This window comes from Streptomyces sp. NPDC055632, from assembly GCF_053618675.1.
The window spans coordinates 282,995-308,108 of the sequence record NZ_JBSHHY010000001.1 but is presented as its reverse complement, the minus strand read 5'-3'; the positions used below and the strand labels follow the sequence as shown (position 1 = coordinate 308,108).

24 protein-coding genes, 1 pseudogene and 1 riboswitch are annotated in these 25,114 nt (G+C 73.6%); of the genes and pseudogenes, 14 read left to right on the top strand and 11 right to left on the bottom strand.

The features are described 5' to 3' along the window. Nucleotides 1-6 precede the first annotated feature (6 nt). Complete coding sequence (locus ACWGSR_RS01375; protein ID WP_453562869.1) at nt 7-342, bottom strand: SAV_915 family protein; 336 nt, start codon at nt 340-342, stop codon at nt 7-9. Between the two features lie 294 nt (nt 343-636). On the opposite strand from ACWGSR_RS01375, the gene ACWGSR_RS01370 reads away from it, so the two are divergent. Further along, complete coding sequence (locus tag ACWGSR_RS01370; protein ID WP_453562868.1) at nt 637-1,149, top strand: universal stress protein; 513 nt, start codon at nt 637-639, stop codon at nt 1,147-1,149. Between the two features lie 70 nt (nt 1,150-1,219). Here the strand turns inward: ACWGSR_RS01370 and ACWGSR_RS01365 are convergent, their stop codons facing one another. Next, nucleotides 1,220-1,912 (bottom strand): DUF6193 family natural product biosynthesis protein, encoded by a 693-nt coding sequence (locus ACWGSR_RS01365; RefSeq protein WP_453562866.1) that lies wholly within the window; start codon nt 1,910-1,912, stop codon nt 1,220-1,222. Nucleotides 1,913-2,197: 285 nt separating this feature from the next. Next, nucleotides 2,198-2,455, bottom strand: a complete 258-nt coding sequence (locus ACWGSR_RS01360) for a hypothetical protein (protein WP_453562864.1) — start codon at nt 2,453-2,455, stop codon at nt 2,198-2,200. Nucleotides 2,456-2,545: 90 nt separating this feature from the next. After that, a riboswitch (cobalamin riboswitch) is annotated at nt 2,546-2,754 on the bottom strand. 285 nt (nt 2,755-3,039) lie between these two features. Between ACWGSR_RS01360 and ACWGSR_RS01355 the strand changes: the two genes are divergently transcribed. After that, on the top strand, nt 3,040-4,173 hold the full coding sequence (locus ACWGSR_RS01355) for an MFS transporter (protein ID WP_453562862.1): 1,134 nt from the start codon (nt 3,040-3,042) through the stop codon (nt 4,171-4,173). After that, nucleotides 4,170-5,249 carry a sugar ABC transporter permease gene (locus tag ACWGSR_RS01350; protein ID WP_453562860.1) on the top strand — a complete coding sequence of 360 codons (1,080 nt, stop codon included), beginning with the start codon at nt 4,170-4,172 and terminating at the stop codon, nt 5,247-5,249. Before ACWGSR_RS01355 ends, ACWGSR_RS01350 begins: the two co-directional genes overlap by 4 nt. On the opposite strand, the gene ACWGSR_RS01345 is transcribed toward ACWGSR_RS01350, so the two are convergent. After that, nucleotides 5,236-6,441 (bottom strand): acyl-CoA dehydrogenase family protein, encoded by a 1,206-nt coding sequence (locus tag ACWGSR_RS01345; protein WP_376245212.1) that lies wholly within the window; start codon nt 6,439-6,441, stop codon nt 5,236-5,238. The genes ACWGSR_RS01350 and ACWGSR_RS01345 overlap by 14 nt on opposite strands. 146 nt (nt 6,442-6,587) lie before the next feature. On the opposite strand from ACWGSR_RS01345, the gene ACWGSR_RS01340 reads away from it, so the two are divergent. After that, the gene (locus ACWGSR_RS01340) at nt 6,588-8,381 is read left to right on the top strand and encodes a CoA transferase (protein ID WP_453562858.1); all 1,794 of its coding nucleotides are present in this window, start codon (nt 6,588-6,590) and stop codon (nt 8,379-8,381) included. After that, complete coding sequence (locus tag ACWGSR_RS01335) at nt 8,378-10,063, top strand: class I adenylate-forming enzyme family protein (protein WP_453562857.1); 1,686 nt, start codon at nt 8,378-8,380, stop codon at nt 10,061-10,063. Before ACWGSR_RS01340 ends, ACWGSR_RS01335 begins: the two co-directional genes overlap by 4 nt. Nucleotides 10,064-10,126: 63 nt before the next feature. Here the strand turns inward: ACWGSR_RS01335 and ACWGSR_RS01330 are convergent, their stop codons facing one another. The 3 genes from ACWGSR_RS01330 to ACWGSR_RS01320 are packed head-to-tail and all read right to left on the bottom strand — an operon-like array spanning nt 10,127 to nt 12,431. Beyond that, on the bottom strand, nt 10,127-10,972 hold the full coding sequence (locus tag ACWGSR_RS01330; protein WP_453562855.1) for a metal ABC transporter solute-binding protein, Zn/Mn family: 846 nt from the start codon (nt 10,970-10,972) through the stop codon (nt 10,127-10,129). Next, nucleotides 10,930-11,799: a metal ABC transporter permease gene (locus ACWGSR_RS01325; RefSeq protein WP_376245200.1), complete on the bottom strand. Its 870-nt coding sequence runs from the start codon at nt 11,797-11,799 to the stop codon at nt 10,930-10,932. Before ACWGSR_RS01325 ends, ACWGSR_RS01330 begins: the two co-directional genes overlap by 43 nt. Next, nucleotides 11,796-12,431 carry an ATP-binding cassette domain-containing protein gene (locus tag ACWGSR_RS01320; protein ID WP_453562853.1) on the bottom strand — a complete coding sequence of 212 codons (636 nt, stop codon included), beginning with the start codon at nt 12,429-12,431 and terminating at the stop codon, nt 11,796-11,798. Before ACWGSR_RS01320 ends, ACWGSR_RS01325 begins: the two co-directional genes overlap by 4 nt. A 480-nt stretch (nt 12,432-12,911) precedes the next feature. Here ACWGSR_RS01320 and ACWGSR_RS01315 point away from each other — a divergent pair, with 480 nt between their 5' ends. The 7 genes and pseudogenes from ACWGSR_RS01315 (at nt 12,912) to ACWGSR_RS01285 (ending at nt 18,833) form a co-directional block, all read left to right on the top strand. Next, nucleotides 12,912-13,694, top strand: a complete 783-nt coding sequence (locus tag ACWGSR_RS01315; RefSeq protein ID WP_376245194.1) for a hypothetical protein — start codon at nt 12,912-12,914, stop codon at nt 13,692-13,694. A gap of 133 nt (nt 13,695-13,827) precedes the next feature. After that, nucleotides 13,828-14,412: a sigma-70 family RNA polymerase sigma factor gene (locus tag ACWGSR_RS01310; protein ID WP_453562851.1), complete on the top strand. Its 585-nt coding sequence runs from the start codon at nt 13,828-13,830 to the stop codon at nt 14,410-14,412. A 66-nt stretch (nt 14,413-14,478) separates the two neighbouring features. Continuing rightward, nucleotides 14,479-15,181 (top strand): annotated as a pseudogene (locus tag ACWGSR_RS01305) (HAD family hydrolase); the annotation flags it as partial. A 308-nt stretch (nt 15,182-15,489) separates the two neighbouring features. Then, on the top strand, nt 15,490-15,711 hold the full coding sequence (locus ACWGSR_RS01300; protein ID WP_453562849.1) for a hypothetical protein: 222 nt from the start codon (nt 15,490-15,492) through the stop codon (nt 15,709-15,711). Nucleotides 15,712-16,250: 539 nt separating this feature from the next. Beyond that, nucleotides 16,251-16,382: a hypothetical protein gene (locus ACWGSR_RS01295; protein WP_376245186.1), complete on the top strand. Its 132-nt coding sequence runs from the start codon at nt 16,251-16,253 to the stop codon at nt 16,380-16,382. A gap of 115 nt (nt 16,383-16,497) precedes the next feature. Then, entirely contained in the window at nt 16,498-17,817 is a 1,320-nt protein-coding gene (locus ACWGSR_RS01290) for a hemolysin family protein (protein WP_453562848.1), read from the top strand. Further along, on the top strand, nt 17,814-18,833 hold the full coding sequence (locus ACWGSR_RS01285) for a hemolysin family protein (protein WP_453562846.1): 1,020 nt from the start codon (nt 17,814-17,816) through the stop codon (nt 18,831-18,833). The genes ACWGSR_RS01290 and ACWGSR_RS01285 overlap by 4 nt, the downstream gene beginning before the upstream one ends. A gap of 70 nt (nt 18,834-18,903) precedes the next feature. Here ACWGSR_RS01285 and ACWGSR_RS01280 read toward each other — a convergent pair whose 3' ends face one another. From ACWGSR_RS01280 to ACWGSR_RS01270, 3 genes are all read right to left on the bottom strand, one after another. Further along, entirely contained in the window at nt 18,904-19,422 is a 519-nt protein-coding gene (locus ACWGSR_RS01280; RefSeq protein WP_453562845.1) for a nitroreductase family deazaflavin-dependent oxidoreductase, read from the bottom strand. Next, nucleotides 19,422-19,550, bottom strand: a complete 129-nt coding sequence (locus ACWGSR_RS01275; RefSeq protein ID WP_453562843.1) for a hypothetical protein — start codon at nt 19,548-19,550, stop codon at nt 19,422-19,424. Before ACWGSR_RS01275 ends, ACWGSR_RS01280 begins: the two co-directional genes overlap by 1 nt. Nucleotides 19,551-19,779: 229 nt before the next feature. Then, nucleotides 19,780-20,655 carry an NAD(P)-dependent oxidoreductase gene (locus ACWGSR_RS01270; protein ID WP_453562841.1) on the bottom strand — a complete coding sequence of 292 codons (876 nt, stop codon included), beginning with the start codon at nt 20,653-20,655 and terminating at the stop codon, nt 19,780-19,782. A gap of 109 nt (nt 20,656-20,764) precedes the next feature. Between ACWGSR_RS01270 and ACWGSR_RS01265 the strand changes: the two genes are divergently transcribed. Beyond that, the gene (locus ACWGSR_RS01265) at nt 20,765-21,337 is read left to right on the top strand and encodes a TetR/AcrR family transcriptional regulator (protein WP_453562839.1); all 573 of its coding nucleotides are present in this window, start codon (nt 20,765-20,767) and stop codon (nt 21,335-21,337) included. A 411-nt stretch (nt 21,338-21,748) separates the two neighbouring features. Here ACWGSR_RS01265 and ACWGSR_RS01260 read toward each other — a convergent pair whose 3' ends face one another. Continuing rightward, complete coding sequence (locus tag ACWGSR_RS01260) at nt 21,749-23,368, bottom strand: endo-1,3-beta-xylanase (protein WP_453562838.1); 1,620 nt, start codon at nt 23,366-23,368, stop codon at nt 21,749-21,751. A 328-nt stretch (nt 23,369-23,696) separates the two neighbouring features. On the opposite strand from ACWGSR_RS01260, the gene ACWGSR_RS01255 reads away from it, so the two are divergent. Next, nucleotides 23,697-24,977: an extracellular solute-binding protein gene (locus ACWGSR_RS01255; protein ID WP_453562836.1), complete on the top strand. Its 1,281-nt coding sequence runs from the start codon at nt 23,697-23,699 to the stop codon at nt 24,975-24,977. The last annotated feature ends 137 nt before the right edge of the window (nt 24,978-25,114 follow it).

Sequence of the window (25,114 nt, the reverse complement as noted above, 5' to 3'; positions counted from 1 at the left end):
ACCTCCTCACAGGGCACGGGCCGCGATCCCGGCGGTGTCCGCCGGCAGGCGGGTGACCGGGGAGGCGGTGAGCGTCGGGTCGATCGTCAGCCGGTACGCGCCGAGGGGCGAGGCCAGCGCGCGCAGCGCCGGTTCGGACAGCCGGATCCAGGGCTGCTCCGGGCCGAGGACGGAGGTCAGCAGGTCGGGGCGGGTGAAGCCGACGGCGGTACGTTCGCCCAGAGGGGTGCGGAACATGCGCAGCACCACCTCCGTCGTTCCCGGCCGGACGGGCACGTGGAGGAGTCCGGCCGGGACCGGTTCCTCGGGCTCGGGATCGTCGTCGTACTGGAACAGACACATGGGGCTCTCCTGCGGGAACCGCGAGGGACGGGTGGTGGGCCCCGGACGCGGGGAGGCGGTCCGGGACACGACGACGAAGCTATCCCCCGACCTCCTCGCCCGAGGACGGCCCATAACGGGTCCCATACGGCGACCGGCCCGGTCCATACGCGTCACTGACGGACGGCGCCGCCCGGCATCAGGGATCCGTCATGACCCGCGGCCACGGCGTGAGGGAAGCGTCAACGAACGCGTTGAACCATCGGCGAAGCCCTTTCATAGGAGACGGAAGACGAGAAGGAAAGGACACAGGCCGTGCGGAGAGTCGTGGTCGGTGCAACAGGCACCCCGGGGGGCATGACCGTGCTGCACAGGGCGGCGGCGGAGGCCCGCGCGCGCGACGCGGAACTGTGGGCCGTCCTCGCCTGGCAGCCGCCCGGTGGCGAACTCGGAAGCCGAAACGGTTGCGGGCCCTCCGCCCTGGCGGAGCACCGGGCTGCGGCCGTCGAGCGGCTGAGGGACGTCCTCGACACGGCCTTCGGTACGGCGGGACCCGGTGTCGCCCTCGCGGGTCTCACGGTGCACGGCACCCCGGGTGCCGCCCTCGTGAACGCCGCGCGTGACCCGGAAGACCTCCTCGTGGTCGGTACGGGGCCGCGTACCGTGTTTCGCCGCCTCGTTCGCCCCTCGGTGGCACGGCACTGCCTCGCTCACGCCGCCTGCCCCGTGCTGGCGGTGCCCCCGTCCCCGCTCCAGACCGAACTCGAGGCGGTGCACCGCCGCAACTTCTGGAGAAGGCCGCTGGACCTACGAGAGCTCTCCGCGTAAGGCCCGTACCGGCTCGTACGGCGAGGTCCGAGGCGGGTGCTCCGGCGAGGCCGACGGCGCGACCTGCCCGTCAGCCGTCCGTGCGGGTGGGAGTCCGCTCGGAGCCGGTGTCGGGCAGCAGTCGTACGAGGTGGGCGACGGCTTCTTCGGCGCTGGTGACGGCGGTGTGCGCGGAGGCCGGTTCCGTCTGGCTGCCGACGAGCCAGCCGTGTTCCCCGTGCGGGGCGGCCCGGGGGAAGGCGTCGGAGTGCGGCGGGAGCGGGGTGTCGCTGAAGCTCAGGGCGGCGTGGGAGACGATCGGGAAGAGCGCCCTCAACCGTGGTACCGCGTGGGCGGCTTCGACCAGCCGTCCGTCGATCGCGTCCGCGGGCAGCGCGCGGACCTCCTCCCACCGGTGCGGGACGGCGCGTCCCTCTTCCAGTGCCACGGCGAGGGGGAGGACGGCGGGCGCGGGCCAGCGGCGGCCCATCTCGGCCAGTGGCAGCCGCCCGTGCCAGGCGTCGAGCATCTCGACGGCCGTCGGCAGGTCCTGGTTGAGCACGACCTCCGGCGCGAGGGCCCCGAGCGCTTCGACGTCCAGGGTGTGGAGCGAGGAGCCGCCGTGCCCGGCGCCGCCGACCGCGGCGGAGATCTCACGGCTGGTCAGGACGTCCGAGGAGAACTCGGCTGAGGTCACCACCGGCACCCCGGCCACCTCCTCCGGCGGCCAGTCGCACGCGCGGGTCCTGCCCACCGGATCGGACGCCAGGCCGAGTTCGGCCACGATGCCGGTCGCGGCGGGCAGCAGGGAGACGATGCGCGTGGTCCGAGCCCAGGGTCTGTCCGGCGCGAACGAGGCACGCCGGAGGCTGCCTCGTTCACCGGACCCGGGGGCCGGAGGCCAAAGGCCTGGTGTCCGTTACGGGCGGACGGGGGCGACGCGCGGCGCCGGGTTGGTCGTGGAGGTCTTGTTCAGGGAGAACGACCAGCCCTCGAAGCTGCCCTGCGCGGGCTTGCGGCCCGAGGCTCCGGACTGGCTGTGGGCCCAGTTGCCGCCGTCGGGGGCGTGCTAGTACGACCAGTGGGCGGAGGCCGGGGGAGTGTTCACGCAGGCCTCGGTGGCGGCGGTGGGCTTGCCTTCGATCCGGCAGACGAACGCCTCGCCCCAGCGCTGGGTGCCGGCGATCGTGAAGCCCGCGTTCCTCAGGGCGGCGAGGCCGGTTGCCTGGTCGCCGGGGGCGCAGCGGACGACCGTGCCGACGGCGAGGAACGAGCCGCAGGCGCCGAGCACGGCAGCGAGCCTGACCGGTGGTCTGACGCCGACCATGGCACAGATCCCTTCGACAAGGGGTCGGCAACAGACTCCCGGGGCTTCGTCACAGGAAGGAGCCGCACGCGCGGTCGTGGACGATCGCGGCGGGTTCCAGAGGCAGTTGCCGGGCTCCGCGCTGCAGACCATGACAGTGAGAAGCAGTACACCCGCGCAACGGGCGTTCCGACTCGCGGCACGTGGTGCTCCGCCGCTCACGGTTGCAGGTCAGCGCCGGATTCGCACCGGCTTCCCCCATCGGGTAGGCATTCAGTTGTCGTCCGCCGGCAAGCGGAACGGCCGCACCCTATGTACAGGGGTGCGAAACCCGCCACCCGCGACCTCGCGCACCACGTCCCCGTACACCGCCCGGGACCGTCGCGGGCGCCGGGAAGGCGCGTACCCGCTCGGTCGGCAGCCGCGCGGTGTGTTCCATGCCACAGGGGTCGCCGGGAACCCGCCGTGCGGTCGGCGCGACCGACTGTCCGACGGTCCGCATCGGCCCCACCGCACCGCGAGAGACGGAGACGAGACCTGTGGCGTCACACGGTACGGAAGCGGGAGCCCGGCCGGACGGGCGGGGGCATGCGCGACTCACAGCCTTGCTCACCTGCGCGATGGCCTTCTCCATGCTCCAGTTGTTCCTGCTGGGAGCGCTCGGCCCGCGTCTGGTGGACGGCCTGGGCGTCTCGCCGACGGTGCTCGGCCTGACCACGACCCTCGGCTTCGGTACCGCCGCCCTCCTCTCCCCGGTCGGGGGACGGATCGTCGACCGGATGGGCCCGCGACGCTCGCTGGTGCTGCTGCTCGTGGTCTCCGCCGTCGCCCTGGCGCTGATCGGTGCCGCACCCGGTGCCGGGCTGCTGCTGGGGGCGGTGGCCCTGGGGGGCATCCCGCAGGCGCTCGCCAATCCGGCCACCAACAAGGCCGTGCTGGCGGCGGTGGTCCCCGAACGGCGTGGCGCGGTGACCGGTATGAAGCAGTCGGGTGTGCAACTGGGCGCGTTCGCGGCGGGACTTCCGCTGGCCGGGCTCGCCGCGGGTCTCGGCTGGCGCGCCGCCGTGTGGACCGCCGCGGCTGCCGCGCTGTCGGCCGCTGCCTGGGCGTACCGGTCCCTGCCCGCCGATGACGCGCCACCCGCGTCACCCGCCGGCCGGCTGCGGGCCCCCGAAGGCATGACGGCCTGGCTGTGCGGCTACTCCCTCTTCCTCGGCGCGGGGATCGCGTCGGTCAACACCTATCTCGCGCTGTACGGGTCGGAATCTCTGGGCCTCGGACCTGCCGTCGCGGCGGCTCTCGTCGCGGTCCTCGGCGTCACGGGGATCATCGGCCGTGTCGGGTGGTCCCGGGCGGCCGGGCCCGGGCGGGCGGAGCGGCTGCCCGCCCTCCTGGCGTGCGGAGCCGTCGGCGCGGCACTCCTGATCGGCGCCGCGCGGTGGGCCGCCCCGCTGGTGTGGGCCGGGGCGGTCACGGTGGGCGTGTTCGCGGTCTCGGCGAACGCCGTGTCCATGGTGCTGGTGGTGCAGCGGGCGAAACAGGGCGGGGCAGGGCAGGATTCGGCCCTGGTCGCCGCCGGCTTCTTCGCCGGCTTCGCGATCGGTCCCGCCGTCTTCGCGCCGTTCGCGGAGACCGGCCGTTACGGCACGGGATGGCTGCTCGTGGCCGCGGAGTTCACGGCCGCCGCGGCCCTCGCGTACGTCTGGTGCCGCCGCGACCGGCGGGTGCCGGCCCCGTGAGCGGCGTGGCGGACGACTGGGGCGACCGGGCCCTGGCCGCCGTGATGGAACGCGTCACCACGACCGAGGCCCAGGTCGGGGAGCGGTTCCCGCTGTACGCGGAACCTCGGGACGGCATGTGGAAGACGACGGGGCGTGGCTCCTGGACCGGCGGATTCTGGGCCGGACTGCTGTGGCTGCGGGCCCGGTACAGCGGATCGGAGGCCGATCGGCGTACAGCTGCCGGACGCACGGCGGCCCTGGCGCCCTGGGCCGACGAGGACACGGTCACCCGGGGGCTGATCTTCTGGTATCCGACCGCCCTTGCCGACGGCGACCCGCAGGCGGCCGTCCTTCAGGAGCGGGCCGCGCGTGCCGTTCTCGCGGCCCGTGACCCCGAACTCGGTGTCGTTCCCTGGGGGGACGCCTTCGGCGGCCCCCGGCTGCAGGCCCGCGCCGACGGTGTGCCCGGGACCGTGCCCCTGCTGGCGACGGTCGCGCCCGGGGCCGCTGCCGAGCACCTCCGCCGACACCTGGACCTGTGCCTCGGAGCGGAGGGAGAACCGCTGCCCGCCTGGCGGTTCGAGGGAGGGGACGTCGGCTGGCGGCCGTGCGAGGAGCCCGGGCGGGGGTGGAGCCGAGGCCGGGCCTGGCTTCTCCTCGCCGTGGCGGACGCCCTGCTCCTTCCCGGGGCCGCCGCCCACGACCGCGTTCGCCTGACCGCGGCGGCCCGGCGTCTGCTCTCGCTGGAGGGTGTCCTGTCGGGGCCGTTCGTGCTCCCGGACGACCACGCGGCCCCGTACGGCCCCCTGGACACCTCGGCCGCCGCGATCACCGCCGTCGCCCTGCTCAAACTCGCCCGGCTGCCCGAGGACTGGGCGCACGCGTGCTCCTGCCGGGGAGTCGTCACGCTGAGCGCCCTGGCCGAGAACCACCTCACCTACGGGGGATCCGGCCGTCCCGCGGGCATGCTGCTGGACGGCTGCTACGACGCGGGCCGGGGCCTGGCCGAGCGCCACGAACTGGTCTGGGGCGACTTCTTCCTGGCCCTCGGTCTGGCCTCGCTGAACGGTCTGGTCGACCTCACCCGCGTGTAGCGGCCGCTTCCGCCCGGTCGCGGAGGACCCGGCGCGCGACGGAGGTGATGTGGAGTTCGTCGGGGCCGTCGAGGATGCGCGCGGCCCGCCCTCCGCGGAACAGCGCGGGCAGGGGGGTGTCCGGGCCCAGGCCGGCCGCTCCGAACACCTGGATCGCCGCGTCGGCCACCTGCTGGAGCATCCGCGCCGCGGCCACTTTGGCCAGCCCCACCTCCGTACGGGCGTCCTGCCCGGCCGCGATCAGCGCCGCCGCCTCGTGGACCAGCGGCCGGGTGGCGCGCAGGGCCAGGAGCGCGTCGAACACGTGCTGCTGGACGAGCTGGTGATCGGCCAGCGGGCCGCGCGACCCCCGACGGATCACCGCCCGCTCGCACATGAGGTCGAAGGCTCGCTGGGCCTGGCCGAGCCAGCGCAGGCACCGCAGTGTCCTGCCGACGGCGAGCCGCTCACCCGCGATGGCCAGTGCGCCGCCCTCAGGCCCCACCAGGTGACCGTCCGGAACCGCGACGCCGTCGAACTCGATCTCGTACTGTCCTGTCGCGCCGAGCACGGGGAGCTCCCGCACCACCCGGAACCCGGGCGTGTCGGTCGGGACGAGGAAGAGCGACAGGCCGTCCCGGTCGCCCGGTGCGCTCCCGGTCCGGGCCAGCACGGTCACCAGGTCGGCCCGGGCGGCTCCGGAGACGAACCACTTGCGGCCGCTGATCCGCCAGCCGCCGTCCGGCGTGCGGAGGGCGGTGGTCGAGGTGAGCCAGGGTTCGGTGCCGGGGGCGCCGGGTTCCGTCATGGCGTAGCAGGTCCGCAGGGTTCCCGCGACGAGGGGGCGCAGACAGGCGTCGCGGACCCGGTCGGTCGCGTGCCGGGACAGCATGCCGACGTCCAGCAGGGGAGCGGAGCCGAGGGCCGCCGGCCCGTGATCGCTGGCTCCCTCGGCCTCCGCGAGCCGCACGTAGGCGGCGAACGGCAGCCCGCCGCCGCCCAGTTCCGCTGGAAGCGGCAGAGCCCAGAGCCCCTCCGCGCGGGCCCGTGTGCGGAGGTCGGCCAGGGCCTCGGCCGCCGCCGGTCCGCCGGCGTCGAGCACCGCCTCCGCCGGTACCACCACGGAGCCGACGAACCGTCGTACACGTTCGGTCAACTCGGCCGACGCGGGCCCGGATCGGGTGGGGTCGTCCAGCGCTGCGGAATCCCGCACGGCGATGCCTCCTCGGCTGTCCGGGAACTCCCGGGAACGTGTGTCCGACTCTCTCTGTGGAACCGGTCGGGCTCACCGGCGTCCCGGTTCCCGTCTTCGGTACGACTCGGGCGCCGGCCACCGCCGTGTGCCGGGAGAGGAGAGGCATGGCGTCACCAGCAACCACGGCGGCCCTTCGACCACTCGACGCGATGGACACCACCGTCTCGGGACCCGTGGAGATCGCCGGCGTCGTCGCCGCACACCTGGAACTGCTCGGGGCCCGTGCGGACCGGTCGCCGGGCGGGGTCGGGGACGACGGGATCACGGTGAGCGGTCGGGGTTTCGACTCCGTGTCCGCCACCGTGTACTGGGGTGCTTCCGGGAGCGGTCTCGTCGACGAGGCCACGGTCCAGGCCGCCACCGGCGTGATGGCCGTTCATGGGCGTCGGACCGGCCTCCCGGCCGGACTGGCCGTCGACTACACCGCCACCGCCACCGGGGTCCTGGTCGTCCAGGGGCTGCTCGCGGGCCTGGTCGGCCAGGCCCGCGGAGCCGCGGTCGGCCACATCGGGGCGGGCGCCGACCGGGCCGGGCTGCTCGCGGTCTCCCAGTACCTGGCCGCCGCCGGCGCCGACGAGGGCGAGGCGGCCGAACTCGCCCCCGGAGGGCCGCCCTTCACCTCCGTCGAGGGCGTCCTCTTCGAGCTGGAGACTCTCGACCCCGGTGCTTGGGCGGCCTTCTGGCGGACCCTGGAAGCACCCGCCGACGCGATCCGGGCGGGCTGGCGTCCGTTCCAGTTCCGCTACGCCACGGCCTGCGCGCCCTTCCCGCCGGTGCTGCACGAGACCACGCGCGTCAGATCGCTGGCGGAGATCCGCCGGGCCGCGGACCTGTCGGGCGCCGAGGTGTGTGTCCTGCGCACCCTGGCGGAGCGGTACGCCGAGGCCGACGGCACGCCCCCGTGGTCCTTCCGGCCGGCCGGCGGGGTGACGCCGCGACGGCCCGTGCCCACGGCGAGGCCCGCCGGGCCGACGACCGGCGGCGGTCCGCTGACGGGCCTCACCGTGCTGGAGGCCGGCCGCCGCATCCAAGCGCCCCTGGCCGCCCATCTGCTGGGTCTGCTGGGCGCAGAGGTGATCAGGATCGAGCCTCCGGGCGGGGACCCGCTCCGCGGCATGCCGCCCACCTCGTCGGGCACATCGGCCCGCTGGCTCGCCCTCAATCGCGGCAAGAAGGCCGTCGAGATCGACATCAAGGCGGCGGCCGACCGGCGCAGGCTGACCGAGATGGCCGCCGACGCGGACGTGTTCCTCCACAACTGGGCACCGGGCAAGGCCACCGAACTGGGCCTGGACGCGGAGGACCTGGCCAGGGCCAACCCCGCCCTCGTCTACGCGTACACCGGCGGCTGGGCGGACCGGATCGACGACGCTCCCATGGGCACCGACTTCATGGTCCAGGCCCGCACCGGCGTCGGCGAGGCGGTCCGGCCCCGGGACGAACCGCCCGCACCGTCCCTGATGACGCTGCTCGACGTGCTCGGCGGCCTGCACGGCACCGAGGCGGTCCTGGCCGGACTCCTGCTGCGCGAACGCACCGGACGGGGAGTGCGCGTGGAATCCTCGCTGCTCGGCGCGGCCGACACCCTCACCGCGCCCGTGCTGGCACGGATCGGACGGGGTGAGAACCCCCGCCGCCCCGCCGGATTCCGTCGTCCTCTGCCCACGGCGGACGGCTGGATCGCCCCCGCGGACCACGATGCCCGGGCCGCCGCGTCCCATGACCTGGCCGCGCTGCCCACCACGGAGGCGCTGGCCCTGCTGCACGGCCACGGCCTGGCCGCGACCACCGTCACCACGGACCTGTCCGGCCTGCACCACGACCCGCGCTTCAGCGGCGCGGTCCACCGCGACGCGCACGGCGCCCCCGCCGTCCCGGCCCCCTGGAGCTTCGCATGACCGTCGACCTGCACGACCTGGTGCCCGCCGGACTCCGCCGCTCCTGGGCGGCCGACGGAACCTGCCCCGACCTCGACCTGTACAGCCTCTTCCGGGCCCGCCAGGTCGCCGACCCGCACCACACCGCCGTCCTCGACGCCAAGGGCAAGCTCTGTTACACCGCCCTCGACCGCAAGGTGCGATGTCTGGCCGCCGGTCTCGGAGACCTCGGCATACGCGAGGGCGACGTGGTCGGCGTACAGCTCCCCGATCACCGCAACGCCGTCATCGCCGACCTGGCCCTGGCCGCCCTCGGCGCCGTCGCCCTGCCCTTCCCCGTGGGCCGTGGCGTCCTGGAGGCCGAATGCCTGCTGCGCCGCGCCCGGGCCGTGGCCGTCATTGCCGCCGTCGAGCACCGCGACTTCCACCACGCCGCCGATCTCCGTGTCCTCGCCCAGTCCCTTCCCGACCTGCGCCACGTCGTCGCCGTCGGCCCGGGACAAGCACCGGAAGGCACGGTGGCCTGGGCCGGACTGATGCGCAGTGACCCGGAGGCGTTCACGCCCGCACGCCCCGACCCGGACAGCGCCGCCCGCATCCTGGTCTCCTCCGGCTCCGAGGCCGAGCCCAAGATGATCGCGTACTCGCACAACGCCCTGGCCGGCGGGCGCGGCAACTTCCTCGCGTCGCTCATGCCGGACCGCACGCCGCCCCGCTGCCTCTTCCTCGTGCCCCTGGCCTCCGCGTTCGGCTCCAACGGCACGGCGGTGACCCTTGCCCGCCACGGCGGCACACTGGTCCTCCTCGACCACTTCGCCCCGGACGCCGCCCTCGCGGCCCTCCGGGAGCACCGGCCCACCCACGTCCTGGGCGTGCCGACGATGGTCCGCATGATGCTGGAACGTCTCGACGCCGGTTCCGAGCCGCTTCCGGCGCCCACCGCCCTCGTCCTCGGCGGGGCCCCGCTGGACGAGACGACCGCGGCCGCCGCGGCGAAGGCGTTCGGCTGTCCGGTCGTCAACCTGTACGGCTCGGCCGACGGCGTGAACTGCCACACCGGGCTGGCCCACGCGGTCCCGCCCACGGACGGCTCGGGCGTCGTCGCCGGCCTCCCCGACCCCCGCGTCACCGAGATACGGATCGCCGACCCGGACACCCACGACGCGCTCGCCGAGGGCGCCGTCGGCGAGATCATCTCCCGGGGCCCGATGTCCCCGCTGTGCTACGTCGGCGCTCCCGACCTGGACGCCCGCTACCGCACGCCCGGCGGTTGGGTCCGCACCGGCGACCTCGGATTCCTCGACGCGGACGGAGTCCTGCACGTGGTCGGGCGGCTGAAGGACATCGTCATCCGGGGCGGCGCCAACATCAGCCCGGCCGAGGTCGAACGCGAACTCACCTCGCACCCGCGGGTCCGGGACGTGGTGTGTGTCGGGGTCCCCGATCCGGTGATGGGCGAACGGCTCGCGGCCTGCGTGGTTCCCCGGGGGGAGGAGGCGCCCACCCTGGAGTCGCTCGGCGAGTACCTGTCCGCGCGGGGCATGGAGCGCCGCAAGCACCCCGAACGACTCCTGGTCGTGCCGGCCGTGCCGCTCACGGCGGCCGGCAAGCCCGACCGGGCCGCGCTGCGGGACCGCCTCACCCCGAGCGTCACGCCTCTCGGCGCCCAGGTGGACAGGCAGCCGCTCGCCGAGGCGGGCTGATCGGGCGGGGCCGGTCACGTGTGAGGCAGGTGTCCGGCCCCGTTCCCCGCGGTGCGGATGTGGTCAGGACCCGCCCATGCCCTTCTTGATCTCGGCCGCCGCGTTGCGGTAGACGGCCAGCAGGTCGAGGTCCTCTCCCGGGTAGTTGACGATCTGCACCTGCTCGGCGCCGGAGTCGGGCAGCACCGTGCCGGTGGACATGTGGGCGTTCTCCAGGACCAGGGCGGGCTTCCTGCCGGAGAGTTCGGCCAGCTGCGCGGGGGTCACGGCCTCCGGTCCGTACGTGCCGGCCGGGGTGATGCCCGCCAGCTTCGCCGCCCACACGGTGAACACCTGGGTGACGGTGACGGGGCTCTTTCCGCCGGGCCAGGCGGCCCGGACGTCCTTGTTGAGCTTGCCGTACTCGCTGTCGAACCCGGTCTTCCACTTCGTCGCGGCCTCGTCGGTGCCGAACAGCGCGGCCAGCTTGTCGACCTCGGCCTTGACCTTGTCGGGGTCGTTGTCGAGGTTGACCTCGACCAGCTTCGCCTTCGAGCCGGCCGCCTCCTTGATCTTGGCGGCGTACGGCTCGAAGGGCGCGTACAGCACGAAGTCGGCCCGGGCGACGGCGGCGAGGTCGGAGGGCTTCGGGTCGTAGTCGGGGGCGTGGTGCACCGACTGCGGGACGATGACCTTGACGTCGTCGGCGCCGGCGGCCTTGGCGAACGCGCCCTCCCAGGTCGTGGTGACCACGACCACGGGCTTCCGCTTGTCGTCGGCGGGTGCCGGGGAACCGCTCGCCCCGCCGTCGGTCGCGGAGGAGGAGGGGGAGGACGTGTCGTCCCCGTCGCCGCCGCAGCCGGTGACGAGGGCCATGCCGAGCGCGCTCAGTGCGAGGAGGGAGGGGATGCGGACGCCGGTGCGCGCCATGAGGTGGTTCTCCGTTCGGATATGAGGTGCACGGCGAGGACGACCGCCCCCGCCGTCAGGACGAGGACGGGCCCGGGTGGCCAGTCCAGCCACAGGGCCAGCAGGAACCCGGTCAGGTTCACCGCGACCCCGATCCCGATCGCCCACAGGGTGATCGACTTCAGTGAGCTGCCCAGCCGCCGGGCGGCCAGGGCGGGCAGCAGGGTCAGCGCGTCGACGAGCAGCGCCCCGGTCAGCTTGATCGCTCCCGCGACCGCCACGGCCACCAGGACCAGCAGCGCGGCGGTGAGGGCACGGACCGGAACGCCCGAACACTCGGCCAGCTCCCGGTCGTACAGCAACAGGCCGACGTCCCGGCGTCGCCACCAGAACAGCGCCGGCACGACGACGGCCAGCACGCCGAGTACGACCAGATCCGGTGTGCCGACGGACAGGATCGAGCCCCACAGCAGCGCGAAGGCGCCCGAGGCGTTCACCCCGGACACCGCCAGGAGCAGCAGAGCCGCGGCGATCGCCAGGCTCATCAGCAGCCCCATCGCCCCGGACAGCCCGTCCGGGGTGCGGGCCAGGGGTGCCACGCCCGCCCCGGCCAGAGCGCAGGCCACCAGCGCGCACAGCATCGGGTCGAGTCCCGTGACGAGACCGACGGCGATCCCGAACAGCGCGACGTGCATCATCGCGAACCGGACCGGCATGATGTCCAGGCCCACGATGATCACACCGATCACGGGCAGCCCGACGGCCGCGAGGAGCAGGGCCAGCCCGGCCCGCTGCACCGGGACGAGCTGGAGCAGCGCGCTGACGTCGGCGGTCGCGAGGGTACTCACCCGACCTCCCGCAGCCGGCCCGCCGCCATCTCCAGCACCCGGTCGCACCGGTCGGCCAGCGCCCGGTCGTGCGTGACCACGACCAGGGTCACCGGCAGCGACGCCAGGACGTCCGCGGCCTCCGCCTGCCCGTCGAAGTCCAGCGCGGCGGTCGGCTCGTCCGCCAGCAGCACCCGGGCTCCGGCGGCGACACAACCGATCGCCCGAGCGAGGTACATCCGCTGGAGCTGCCCACCGGACAGGGTGTGCAGCGGCCGCTCGACCAGCTTGCCCACCCCGAGCCGGCCGGCCGCTTCCTCGGCCTCCGCGGGCGCGCCACCGCCGGCGAGCAGTTCGGCACCGAGCAGGGGGAACCTGCCGACGGCCGGCTTCTGCGGGATCCAGGCGCACGAGCGCCGCCGCCACGCCCACTCGGCCGCCGTACGCGCGCTGCGGCCACCGACCAGGATCGAGCCGCCGGCCTGCCGGTGCAGGCCGAGGACGGCACGCAGCAGCGTCGTCTTGCCCGAGCCGTTCGTACCGGTCAGCGCCACCCGGTCTCCGGCGGCGATCTCCAGGTCCACCCCCGAGACCGCCTCCACCCGGCCGTGCCTGCACGTGACCCCGCGCATCCGCACGTCCAATCCGCCCATCCCCCACCTCTCACCGCAGCATGCGGAAGGGGCCGCTCACCCCCACCCCACCGCAGTAGTCGGACGGAGCGACGCCCTGGTTCCGGGATGACACGACTTCCTGTGCCGACACCCGGATCCGGGCGATCGCACGGACCGGAGGACGGACCGGAAGACGGACCGGGAGACGGACCGGACAGGTGCGAGGGAGGGCTCGGACGACGACACCGAGCGGTTCGGGACGCGGCCGTCACCGCGGAAGTCCCCTGCGGGGTGGGTCGGCACCGTCCCGGAGGTTTTTCCCCGTGGCAGAGAGCCGGAGGGAACCCCTGTGGAGTGGTGACCGGGCGGATTCGCCCGGAAAGAGTCGGTGCCCCGACCTTTCTGGTTCCCGTTCACGGTACGGGGTGCGGTCGGCGGGCCGCTTCAGGGCACGTCGTATCGCGCCCGCTGCGGCACCCGGTCTGTGCCCGCCGGGCGCGAGCTGCCAGGATTCGGGCCATGACGGTCGGTGGCAGCCTGCGCGCGACACGCGCCGCGATGTTCGCGGTGGTGTGCGTGGTGCTCGCGTCCGTCGGTCACGTGCTGATGTCCGGTGAGCCCGTTCCCTGGCGCGTGCTCGCCCTCGTGGCCGCGGCCGTCACCTGTGCGGGCTGGGCCTTGGCGGGCCGAGAGCGAGGCCGCGTGGCGGTGGTGGTGTTCACCGCAGCGGCGCAGGCCGCGTCGCACGGAGCCTTCGCCCTCGCCCAGGCGCTCAACCCTTCACCGGCGGGAGCATCGGACGCGGATTCCGCGCCGGCGCGCCAGTGGGCCGACTTCCTCCTGTGCGGGCCGCACACCGACCTTGCCGCGGCAGCCCGTGCCTACGATGTGGCCGAGGACGCCGGGCTGACCCGGAGCATCCAACTGCCGCCGCTGAGCGGGGGATCGTCCGCGATACTCGCCCTTCAGCACACCGGACACGGCAACGGTCACGGGGGCGGCGGCCACGACATGGCCCCGATGACCGGTAGCGCCTCCTGGGGCATGCTCGCCGCGCACGTTGCGGCAGCCCTGCTGTGCGGGCTCTGGCTCGCCCACGGCGAGCGCGCCCTCTTCCGCATCCTGCGCGCGGCCACCGACCGGGTTCTGATCCCCTTCGCCCTGCTGCTGCCGATGCCCGTACCGGCATGGGAGCCGCCGCGGACCCGCCGTCCGGAGCCGTCCGCCCGCCCGGCCCGGCTGCGCCTGCTCGTCCACACACTGATCACCCGGGGTCCTCCGGTGAGGCTCGCTGTCGTCTGACAGCGGGAGCGCCCGGACCGCGTCCGTACGCCGTCCGGAAGTACCTCGCGCCCGAGCGCGGGGCCACACCTTCACGGGCAGCCGGCGGACGCACGCCGCCCTGCCCGGACACCGGGAAGGACCCGACCCCACCATGAGCCCTGCCCTGTCCGGAAAAGTCACGGACGACGCCCTCACCGCCTGGGCCCTCGCCGCCTCGCGGGGCGACGCGGACGCCGCCGACCGTTTCGTCCGCGCGGTCCAGACGGATGTGCGGCGCTATGTCGGCCGCCTCGCCGACGACGCCCAGGCGGCCGAGGACCTGGCCCAGGAGACCTTGCTGCGCGCCCTCACCAGTCTTCACCGCTACGAGGGGAGGGCCCCGGCGCGGCTGTGGATCCTCTCCATCGCCCGGCGCGCGGTGATCGACAGCATCCGCTACAAGACCTCGCGCCCCCGAGTCTCCGACCTCGTCGACTGGCAGGACGTCGTCGAACGGTCACAGCCGACCGACCTGCCCGGATTCGAGGAGGGCGTCCTGTTGCGGTCGTTGATCGCGGCGCTGCCCGAGGACCGCCGGGAGGCGTTCGTCCTGACGCAGCTGCTCGACCTGTCGTACGACGAAGCGGCCCGGACGGTCCACTGTCCGATCGGCACCGTGCGGTCCCGTGTCTCCCGGGCGCGGGCGGCGCTGGCGCGCTCCCTCATGGACTCCGGGACGGTCCTGACAGCCGCCTGACGGCTGAACGGAGACCGGCTGTCCATCGGTGGGTCCCACCCCTCGGGGCGGGACCCACCGCCGCGCGGCTCGGTCGAGGCCGGTTCGGAACACCCGCTCGGCCGGGCCATCACCGCCCACGCGCGCCGTGCCCCGGGTGGCGGCTCGATCCCCCGGGTCCACGACTTCCGGGCCATTCCGGGAAGGGCGTCGGCGGACTGGTGGGGAAACGGACGGTCGAGGGCGTCACGGCCGAGGCGGAGGAACTGCCCGAAGAGTTGGGGAGGCGCTGGAGCGCGCCGAGGACGCGGCCCGCACCGCCGTTGTGGTCCGGGTGGACGGAAAGGCGCAGGCCCTGCTGGAAGTCGCCGACCTGGTCCGCCCCGGCAGCTACCGGGCCGTGGACCGGCTCCGCAGGCTCGGCGTCCGCCCGGTGCTCGCCACCGGCGACCGCGCGGCCGTGGCCCGCGCCGTCGCCGAAGACCCGGGAATCGCCGAGGTCCACGGCGACATCGACGCCGACGCCGTACGCCTGGCCCGCCGCGCCCTGGCCACCATCAGGGCCAACCTGGTCCGGGCCTTCGGCTACAACCTCGTCACCATGCCCCTCGCCATGGTCGGCCTGCTCAACCCCGTGCTCGCCGCACTCGCCATGTCCGCCGGCTCCGTCCTGGTCGTCGCCAACAGCCTCCGGCTGCGCACCTGGCAGCCCGGCACTCCGACCGGAACCGCCCGCCGGTCCCGGCCACGCGCGGCGGGCACCCGCCGGATCCCGGCCGGTACGCGATGAACACGACACCTCCCCCCGCATGGCGCTACGACCGCCCCCGCCTCACCGACGCTCTCCGCACCGGCGCCGTCGCCCTCCTCATGGGGGTCGCAGGGACCTTCGGCCTCTCCGCCTGGACCCTCGCGGGCCAAGCGGGCACCCCCGGCCCGGATCGAGGCCGGCGAGGGCCGCGTCCTGCTGCCCGCCGTCCCCGGCCGCTCCACCAACGCCTACTTCCCGCTCGTCAACACCGGTGGAGCCCCCGACCGTCTCGTCTCGGCGACGGTACGGGGCACGCCCCCGGGCCCGCCGAGATCACCCGCCATCGCATGAACGAGGCCAACGGGGCCTACCGGGAGCCGAACGGCCCCCTCACCGTCCCCGCCCGGACCAGGCTCACGATGTCCCCGTTCGGCCCGGCCCTCACGGTCCGGGCGTCACCACTGTGGCGTCCGGGCGAGCGGATCACCTTCGTCCTCGAATTCGAACGCGCGGGACCGGTCACCGCCGACGCCGTCGTCACCCCACTCGAAGCCGGCCCGACAACGTGACCGGGGGGCGCTACCCGGTCACGCCGGAGGGGACCCGAACGGGTTCTGCGGCCACCCTCGCATCAGGATTCCTCACTCCAAGACTCCGTGTGCGCGGCGGGTCACGGGAACCGGGACGGCCCTTCCCGCGGCCCCTGCCGTGGACCGACCGGTACAGACCGCCCGTCACCAAGGAGCGTCCATGCCCTCCCACTGTCTCGCCGCGCCGGCACTCGCCGCGACCGCCGGCCTGGCCACCGCCGCCTGCGCAGGCTCACCGGAGGAGAACGGAGCAAAGGCGACGGCGTCGGCACCGGCCTCCGCGACGAGTGCCGGCCCGGCGCTCCCGACGCGCCGGTCGGCCGACCGGGTGACCCGCCCCTGGTCCTCGATGGCCGTTCGCCTTTCCTTTACAGTGGTGTAGAAGATCTGCGTGCTTCCGCGATCATTTCCCCCTCCGGAACGAGAAGGAGTGAGCGACCCGCGATGGGTGAGCCTCCCGGTCCCCGCCGTGCCACCGCCTGCCCGGACGAACCGTGCCGGGGAGCGGGAGCGGCACGGTGACCGAGGCGCTTCCGCTGCTCCTGGCGCCGGGCTCCCGCCCTCCCGTCACCGGCCCGGCCGGAGCCGTGGTCGGCCACGTGACGACGGAGGACCTCCGGGGGGAACCGGCCGGTCCCGCCGCCGTGTGATCCCGCGCCCTCGTCACGTACCCGCAGATACTCGGGTTCCGACCACCCTCCCCAGAAGGAGCACCTCCTTGTCCGCCAGAACGACCCGCCCCCACGTGCCCGGGGGCGGTGGCCGATGAACGCCGCTCTCGGCCTGTCGGCCGTCCTCGTGCTGACCGTCGGCACCGGCTACTTCGTCGCCCAGGAGTTCGCCTACGTCGCCGCCGACCGCCTCGCGCTCGCCCGGGAGGCCGAAGCCGGGGACAAGCGGGCGGCCCGCGCGCTGAAGGTCCTCGAACGCCTCTCGTTCATGCTCTCCGGCGCGCAGCTCGGCATCACCGTCACCGGCCTGGTCGTCGGCTTCCTCGCCGAACCGTCCGTCTCCGCTCTCCTCAGGCCCCTCCTGGAGGGCACGGGCCTGTCCGGTGGTGCGGTCTCCGCGATCTCCGTCGTCCTCGCCTTCGTCCTGGCCACCGTCCTGCAGATGGTCCTGGGTGAACTCGCGCCGAAGAACCTGGCGCTGGCGGTGCCCGAGCGGCTGGCCAAGTCGCTGGCCCCCTCCACCCTCCTCTACCTGAAGGTCGTCGGTCCGGTCGTCCACGTCTTCGACGGCGCCGCCAACAAGCTGCTGCGCAAGGTCGGCATCGAGCCGGTCGAGGAGCTGCACCACGGCGCGACACTGGAGGAGCTGAGCCATCTGATCGGCGAGTCCCACGAACAGGGCGAGCTGCCGCCCGCCACCGCCGAGCTGCTCGACCACGCCCTGGAGTTCTCCGAGCGGACCATGGCCGAGGTCATGGTGCCGCGCGCCGACGCCGTCTTCGTGCGCAAGGACGCCACCCTCGCCGAAGCCGTGGAGCTGATCGCCCGGCACGGCCACTCCAACTACCCGGTCCTCGGCGACCACCCCGACGACATCGCCGGCGTCCTGGGCGTGAACGAGCTGATGCGCCTGCCCAGGACCACCTTCGGCACCACGACCGCGGGCGGGGCCGCCCGCCGCCCGCTCCTGCTGCCCGACACGCTGCCGCTGCCGAGGGCGGTGGCGCAGATGCGCGAGCGCGACGACGAGTTCGCCGTCGTCCTCGACGAGCACGGCGGCGTCGCCGGCGTCGTCACCTACGAGGACATCGCCGAGGAACTGATCGGCGACATCGCCGACGAGAGCGACAGGATCGTCGTCGTGGCCGCTCCGGACGGCGAGGGCTGGCGGGTGGACGCGGGCCGGCGCCTCGACGAGATCGAGCAGGCCACCGGCATCGCCCTGCCCGAGGAGGACGACTACGACACCGTGGCCGGCCTGATCATCGACCGCCTCGGCCGCTTCCCGACCATCGGGGACCGGCTCACCGTGGACGACGTGCGGATCGAGGTCCTCAGCCTCGACCGCCACGTCCCCGAGCACGTCCGCATCGAGAAGGTCCGCGCCGAGCAGGCCGAGGAGGCCCGGACATGAGCTTCCCCATGGCACTTCTCGTCACCGTCCTGCTGCTGATCGGCAGCGGATTCTTCGTCGCCGCCGAGTTCGCCCTCGTCGCGGCCAAGCGCCACCGCATCGAGAAGGCCGTCGCCGAGGGGCAGCGCGGCGCCGGGGCGGCACTCGCCGGCATGCGCGAACTGTCCCTGATGCTCGCCGGCGCCCAGCTCGGCATCACCCTGTGCACCCTCGGCCTCGGCGCGATCTCCAAGCCCGCCGTCTCCCACGAACTCGACCCCCTCCTGGTCGAGTGGGGTTTGCCCGCGGGCCTCAGCTACGGGATCTCCTTCGCCGTCGCCATGATCGTCGTGGTCTTCCTCCACATGGTCGTCGGCGAGATGGCCCCCAAGTCCTGGGCCATCGCCCACCCCGAGCGCTCGGCCATGCTCCTCGCCCCGCCCTTCAGGGCCCTGGTCAAGACCGTGCGCCCGCTGATCTGGCTCCTGAACAAGGTCAGCAACGCGCTCGTGCGCCTGTGCCGCGTCCAGCCCCGCGACGAACTGACCGCCGTCCACAACCGCGAACAGCTCACCCACCTCGTCGTGGAGTCCGAGCGGCTGGGACTGATCAACAAGACCGACTCCCAGCTCATCACCCGCTCCCTCGTCGAGCCCCAGACGCCGGTGGCGCGCCTGCAGACCCCGACCGCCGACATCGTCACGGTCCCGGCCGGCGCCGACCTGGACGCCCTCCTGGCCCGGGCCTCCGAGGCGGGCCGCTCGCGCCTCCTGGTCCGCGACGGCGACCGGTTCCTCGGCTCGGTCCACGCCCGCGACGCCCTGGTCGCCCGCACCCGCGGCCGGGCCCTCACCGCCCGCGACCTCGCCCGCCCCGTCCCCGAACTGACCACCGGCACCACGGTCTCCGAGGCCGTCGAACAACTGCGCCGCCGCCGCTCCTCCCTCGCCGTCGTGCGCGACGACGAGGGGACGCTCACCGGACTGGTCAGCCTCGACGACCTCCTCGTCCGGCTGATGGGACCGCAGACGGCCTGAGCCCCGCGCCCCGGTCCGGGAGCGGCTCCGCCGGACACCGGGCCCAGTCGGCCCGTCTTCGCCATGCCGGTCAGTACGTCGAGCATCTCCACGGGGCGGAGCCTGACAGGTGCTCCGACCTGGCGGTCATCGGGTTTCGGGGGCGCGCCGCCGCGGAGGGTCGGCGCGTACGGTCGACGATCGCCACCGGGATCTCGCGGCTGGTCGCCTCCTGAGAGGCCCGGTACGACGGTACGGCCGCCACGATGAGGTCCCACAGCCGTGGTTTCTCCTCGGGCGTGGCGGTCCTCGCGGTCGCGGGGAAGGTTTCCGGACCGACCTGGAGCGTGACGTCGGGGTTCGCGGTCAGGTTGAGGTACCGGGCCGGGTGCCGGTCGGCGCCCGCGCGGGAAGCGGCGAGGACGTAGCGGTCGCCGTCCCGCACGTGGACCAGGGTCGTGCGGCGCAGTTTCCCGGACCTGCGGCCGCGGGTCGTCAGGAGCAGGTCGTTCATGCCCGGCCTGATCCGGCCGTTCGTCTCCAGGTACTGGCGGATGTGCCGCGCCACCCACTCGTCCGGACTGTCGAGGACCTCTTCCCGCTCGTCCATCAGCCGGCCTCGACGCCGATGTGCGTGCGGTGGTGCCGCGGAGCGTCGATCTCGTCGAGCAGCGCGATCGCGAAGTCGGCGTGGGAGATGCGGCCGGCCGCCCGGCCGGGGCCGTCCGGTACCCGCACGGTCCACGCCGGGCCGGCGCGCCGGGTCGACTACGCGCTGACCCCGCTCGGCCGCAGCCTCCTCGCCCCGATGGCCACGGCGTGCGACTGGGCGGCGGGGCCATCGGGACGAACTCATCGACGCACGCGAAGCGGCCTCGTCACTCGGCGGCACCGGCTGAGGCCCGTCCCGCACGACTCCGCGAGTCGGGTTGACCGTACCGACGCGGCCGTCCGGAGGCCGTGGCCCTTACGGGTGCGCCATCAGCTCCACCAGGGCGGAGAAGCTGTCCGCGGCACGGCCGGTGTCCATGCCGCGCCGGAAGAGCTCGACGACCGCGGCCGGGAGCGTGGTGCTGACTTCCGCGTCCGCGCTGGTGTGCAGGACGTGTTCGGCGCTGGCCGCCCCCATGGCCAGGCGGTCCACGTCGCCGGTGTGCCGGCCGGCGTCGATGCGTTCGGCGTAGAAGGAGAAGAATCCGGGCAGCGAGTTCGCGGTCTCCACGGCGTGCGGCAGGATGTCCGCCGCCCTCAGGCCGTTGGCCCCGGCGAGGGCTATGGCCTGCCAGTAGCCCAGCATGGCGGGCCAGAACATGACCATGCCGATCTGGTACATGAGCGCGGCGAGCCCCGGGTCCTCTCCCAGGTGGTCGGTCCGCCCGGTGATGACTTCGAGGGCGGGCCGGTGCCGGTCGAAGACCTGACGCGGGCCGCTGTAGAAGACCGACGATTCGGCCCGGCCGATCCCGGAGGGCGGCACGGTGACGCCGCCGGTCAGCTGGACGGCACCCCGCTCGGCCGCCCAGCGGGCCATGGCCCGGGCCTTCTCCGGTGTGTCCGAACTGAGGTTCACCAGGCTCCGGCCGGTCAGCGCGGCCGCGGCGGGTCCGAGCGTGGCGTACACGGCGTCGTAGTCCGTGAGGCTGAGGACCACCAGCTCGTGGGAGGCGAGGGCCTCCTCCACGGTCGGCGCGAGCACCGCCCCCCGTGCGACCAGGGCGTCCGCGCGCGACACGGTGCGGTTCCAGACGGTGACCTCGTATCCGTGGTCGAGGAAGGCGCCGGCCATGGCCCGCCCCATGGGGCCGAGGCCGATGACGGTCACCGACTGCTTGGCGTCGCTCATGGTGGGATCTCCATTCTTCGCTAGAACGATCGCTCTATCTAGAGCGTGGCGAGAACGTACCACAGCACTGGAACGAACGCTCTATCCAATGAACCGGTACTCTGCCCGCATGCAGACCAACACGCGGGACCGGATCGTCGTCGCCGCAGCACGCCTCCTGCAGCGGCAGGGCTACGTCGGTACGGGAATCAAGCAGATCGCCCAGGAGGCGCAGGCCACCCTCGGCTCCGTCTACCACTTCTTCCCGGGCGGCAAGGAGGCCGTCGGGGTCGCCGCGATCGAGTACGGCGCCGAGGAGTTCGGGACGCTCCTGCGGGAGGCGCTGGACGGCGAGGACGACCCGGCGGAGGCGGTGGCGGCCTGCGCCCGGCAACTCGCCCACGAGCTGAGCCGGTCGGACTGGATCGAGGGCTGCCCGGTCACGGCGGCGGCCCTGGAGACGCTCGGGACCGACTCGGAGATCCAGCGGGCGTGCGCCGACGCGCTGCGGAGCTGGGAGCAACTGGTCCACGACAAGCTGCTGCGCTGCGGATTTCCCGCCCGGAGCGCCCGGGAGCTGGCGGTCACCATCGTCTGCGCCCTGGAGGGAGCCGAGGTCACCGCCCAGGTCAACCGCAGCGAGGAACCCCTGCGCATGGCAGGCCGGCAACTCGCTCGCCTCGTGCGCTCGCACGCGGTCTAGCCGTCGCGGCGCCGGATCGGGTGCGGCCCCGGGCCCGCGCTCTCCGGAGCGACAGGACGGGCCGCGTCGCCATGCACGAGACCGGCGCGTTGACGAAGCCGTAGGCGCCCTGTCACGGGTGTGGCGCAGCGCTTCGGACGGGGCGTGGGATGACGAACCGGAGCTGCGCGGTGGGGCACTCGGCGCGGAGGGGCTGTCCGCCTCGCCCCGCAGCGGGCGGTGTCGTCGGCGCGGGCGGCGGCGGGGCCGCCCGGCAGGACCGTCAGGGCGGCGAGGGCCGCGACGGCGAGGAACCGCGCGGCGGTCCTCAGGGGGCGTGGGTTCGGCATGCTGCCTGCTCTCCTCGTGCGGTGTGGGGCGAGGGGTGAGGGGGGCCGGGCGCCGTGGCGGCGCCCGGCCGGTGCCGCCGGCTCAGGCGGCCTTCCAGGTGTAGGCCGGAGTGGTGATCTGGCTGGTCTGGGTGGTGGGCTGGTAGTTGAAGGAGTAGGTGACCGTGGCTCCGGCGGGCACCTGCACCGGCAGCTCCCAGCGGCGGTCGCCGGAGTCGTAGGAGAGGAAGTGGTTCTGCGGCCGGCCGCCGTCGATGCGGTACTGCACGGTGACGAAGGTGGCCTGGAAGCCCTGCGGGGCGAACCAGATCGTGGTGCCGGAACCACTGGTCACGCCCTGCGTGAAGCCCGGCTGACCGGGAGTCGGCGTCGGGGTGGGCGTCGGGGTCGGGGTGGGGGTGGGTGTCGGGGTCGGGCCCGGCGTGCCGTTCGTCCACGTCGACTTCTTGATCTCGGCCAGGAAGCGGGACAGCACCGTCGGGTCGGCCTGGACGCGGGAGTCGCCCCAGTTGCCGTTCGCGCAGCCGGGGCCGCCCGCCTGCGCGCCGCCCGCGCACTGCCACTGCGTCTGGGCGTCCCAGTTCGTGTTGATGTAGGCGGCGGCCCGGATCACGTCCCGGTTGCGGTCGATCCAGTCGAAGTAGCCGGCGTGCCAGCCGTCCCAGATCGCCTGGCCGCTGCTGGGCGCCGGGCTGTTGCGGAAGATGCAGCTCGTGCTCTTCGCCCCGGTCCGCGCGCCCTGCGGGGCGGCCTCGGCGACCACGGCCGGCTTGCCGTGGGAGCGGGCGAAGTCCAGGATCCGGTTCTGCAGGCCGATCGGGTCGGTGTCGTACGCACCGCAGCCCCACTGGGTCCGCACCGAGCGGGAGTTGTAGAACGACGACAGGCCGACCCAGTCCACGTACGCGTCACCGGGGTACCAGTCGTTCAGGTGGGCCGGGTCGGTCACGATGTAGTTCCACTCCGGGTGGTCCGGGTGGGTGTTCACCGGCCAGGCCGCGCTCTGCCAGACGGTGGCGACGCGGGTGGCGCCGAGCGCGTCGATGCGGCCCTTGACGTACCGGAACGCCTCCTTGTAGAAGTCGGCGCTGTAGCAGTTCCACGGCCCGTCGAACTCGTAGCCGATGCGCAGCAGCACGTCCCGGTCGTACGCCTTGAACCGGTTGATCATCTCGTCGACCTCGGCGCGGTACCGGGTGATCAGGTTCGGGCTCCCGGCGGTGACGTCGGCGTCGGGGCGGCCGATGATCGCGCGCAGAGGCTGGTTGCCGCAGCCCGAGGTGGCGTCCGAGAGGTAGAGGCCGACGGCCAGCGAGGAGTTCGGGTACTCCCGCAGGGTGCGGGCGAAGTCGACCGTTCCGGCGCCCCAGTCGGCCGGCCCGGTCATGCCCGCGAGGGGAGCGGGGGAGCCGCCGAGGACCAGGTTCGTGTAGAGGGTCACCGCCCCGGGCGCGGGGGCGCCGAGCGAGGCGTTGCCGAGGACGTCCCGGCGGTAGTCGCTCAGGGTGTCGCTGTCCTGGCCCAGGACCAGGGCGACCTTCCCGGCGGGCGGCAGGCCGGGCGTCCCGGCCCGGACGGCCGTGTCGGCCGCGCCGGCGGGGGAGGGGAGCGCCGTGAGGGCGAGCAGGGCGGCGACCGTCGTGACGCCGGCGGCGATCGCGCGGAGGAGGGGTCTGCGGGGTGGCGCGGCGGAGGAGGTCATGCGGAGCCTTCCGGGCGTGGGGGAACGGGGGGAAGAGGGCCGTCCGGTACGGGAGCCGGCGGCGGTCGCATGGTGCTGTCGGGACGGACCCGGGTCAACGGCCTGCGGAGTTTTCGTCGTCCGCAGCAGGTCAGAAAGCCATCGCTACGAAAACTTTCGGAGCCTCAAACCCGTGGCAGTAGGGGTAGTTCAGGAGGATGAAGAACTTGTGCCGGTACTTTCAGCGAAAACCTTGACAGAGTTTTCGGTCGTCCACGACCTTGGTGGCGCTCACCCGTCTCCCGTCTCCCATCTCCCGTCTCCCGTCTCCCGTTCCCGGAGGATCGCCATGGGTCGTACCCGTGCCCGCAGAACCGTCGGCGCGCTCGCCGCCGCCGCCTCGCTCGTCGCTCTGTCCGCCTGCGGCTCGGGCTCCGGCGGGGCCGACGGCAAGATCACCCTGACGGTCGCGACCTTCAGCGACTTCGGCTACAAGCCGCTGATCGAGGAGTACAAGCGCACCCACCCCGACGTGGTGATCAAGGAGCGCATCTCCCAGTTCGACCAGCACCACAACCAGCTCTCGACCCAGGTGGCCTCCGGCAGCGGAGCCGCCGACGTGGTCGCCATCGAGGAGGGCTACCTCCCCAAGTTCCGTGCGGTGAAGGACAAGTTCGCCAACCTCGCCGAGTACGGCGCGAACGACCGGCGCGGCGAGTACCTGGACTGGAAGTGGCAGCAGGCCACCCTCGGCACCTCCGACTTCGTGATGGGCTACGGCACCGACGTCGGCAGCCTCGCCGTCTGCTACCGCAAGGACCTCTTCGCCGAGGCCGGCCTGCCGACCGAGCGCGACGCGGTCTCCGCCCTCTGGCCCACCTGGGACGCGTACTTCGCCACCGGCGAGAAGTTCCGGTCCAAGGTCGAGGACAAGGCGTGGTTCGACAGTTCGGGCAACATCTTCACGGCGATGATGAACCAGACCGAGTTCGGCTTCTTCGACGCGCAGGACCGGTACATCGGCGAGACCAACCCGAAGGTCAAGGAGTTCTTCGAGGCCACGGCCAGGGCCACCGCCACCGGGCAGTCCGCCAACCTCCAGCCCTTCAGCCAGCAGTGGAACACCGGCATCAAGCTCGGCCGCATGGCCACCATGACCTGCCCCGCCTGGATGACCGGACTCATCAAGACCGCCGCCGGCGACTCCGCCGCCGGGTCCTGGGACATCGCCGCCGTGCCGGGCGGCGGCGGTAACTGGGGCGGCTCCTTCCTGACCGTGCCCAAGCAGGGAAAGCACGTGAAGGAGGCGGCCGAACTGGCGGACTTCCTCACCTCGGCCGCGTCCCAGAAGAAGATCTTCACCGGCCCCGTCGGCGCGCTGCCGTCCCTCGTCCCGGTCCTCGACGACCCCGACGTCCAGGGAGCCGAGCAGGACTGGTTCTCCAAGGCGCCCACCGGCAGGATCTTCGCCGCCTCGGCCAAGTCCCTCAAGCCCAACTACCGGGGCAGCAAGGACCAGCAGGCCCGCATCCCGTTCGGCAACGCCCTCCAGCTCGTCGAGCAGGGCAAGGCCGACCCCGCCGCCGCGTGGGACAAGGCGGTCGCGGAAGCCGCCAAGAACCTGCGCTGACACCGACGGCCGGTCCGCCCCCGCCCGTACCGGCCCGACCCGTTCCGCGCGGTCCGCCCCCGCCCGTACCGGTCCCGACCCGACCCGCGCGGTCCGCCCCCGCCCACACCGGTCCCGACCCGATCCGCACGGCCCGC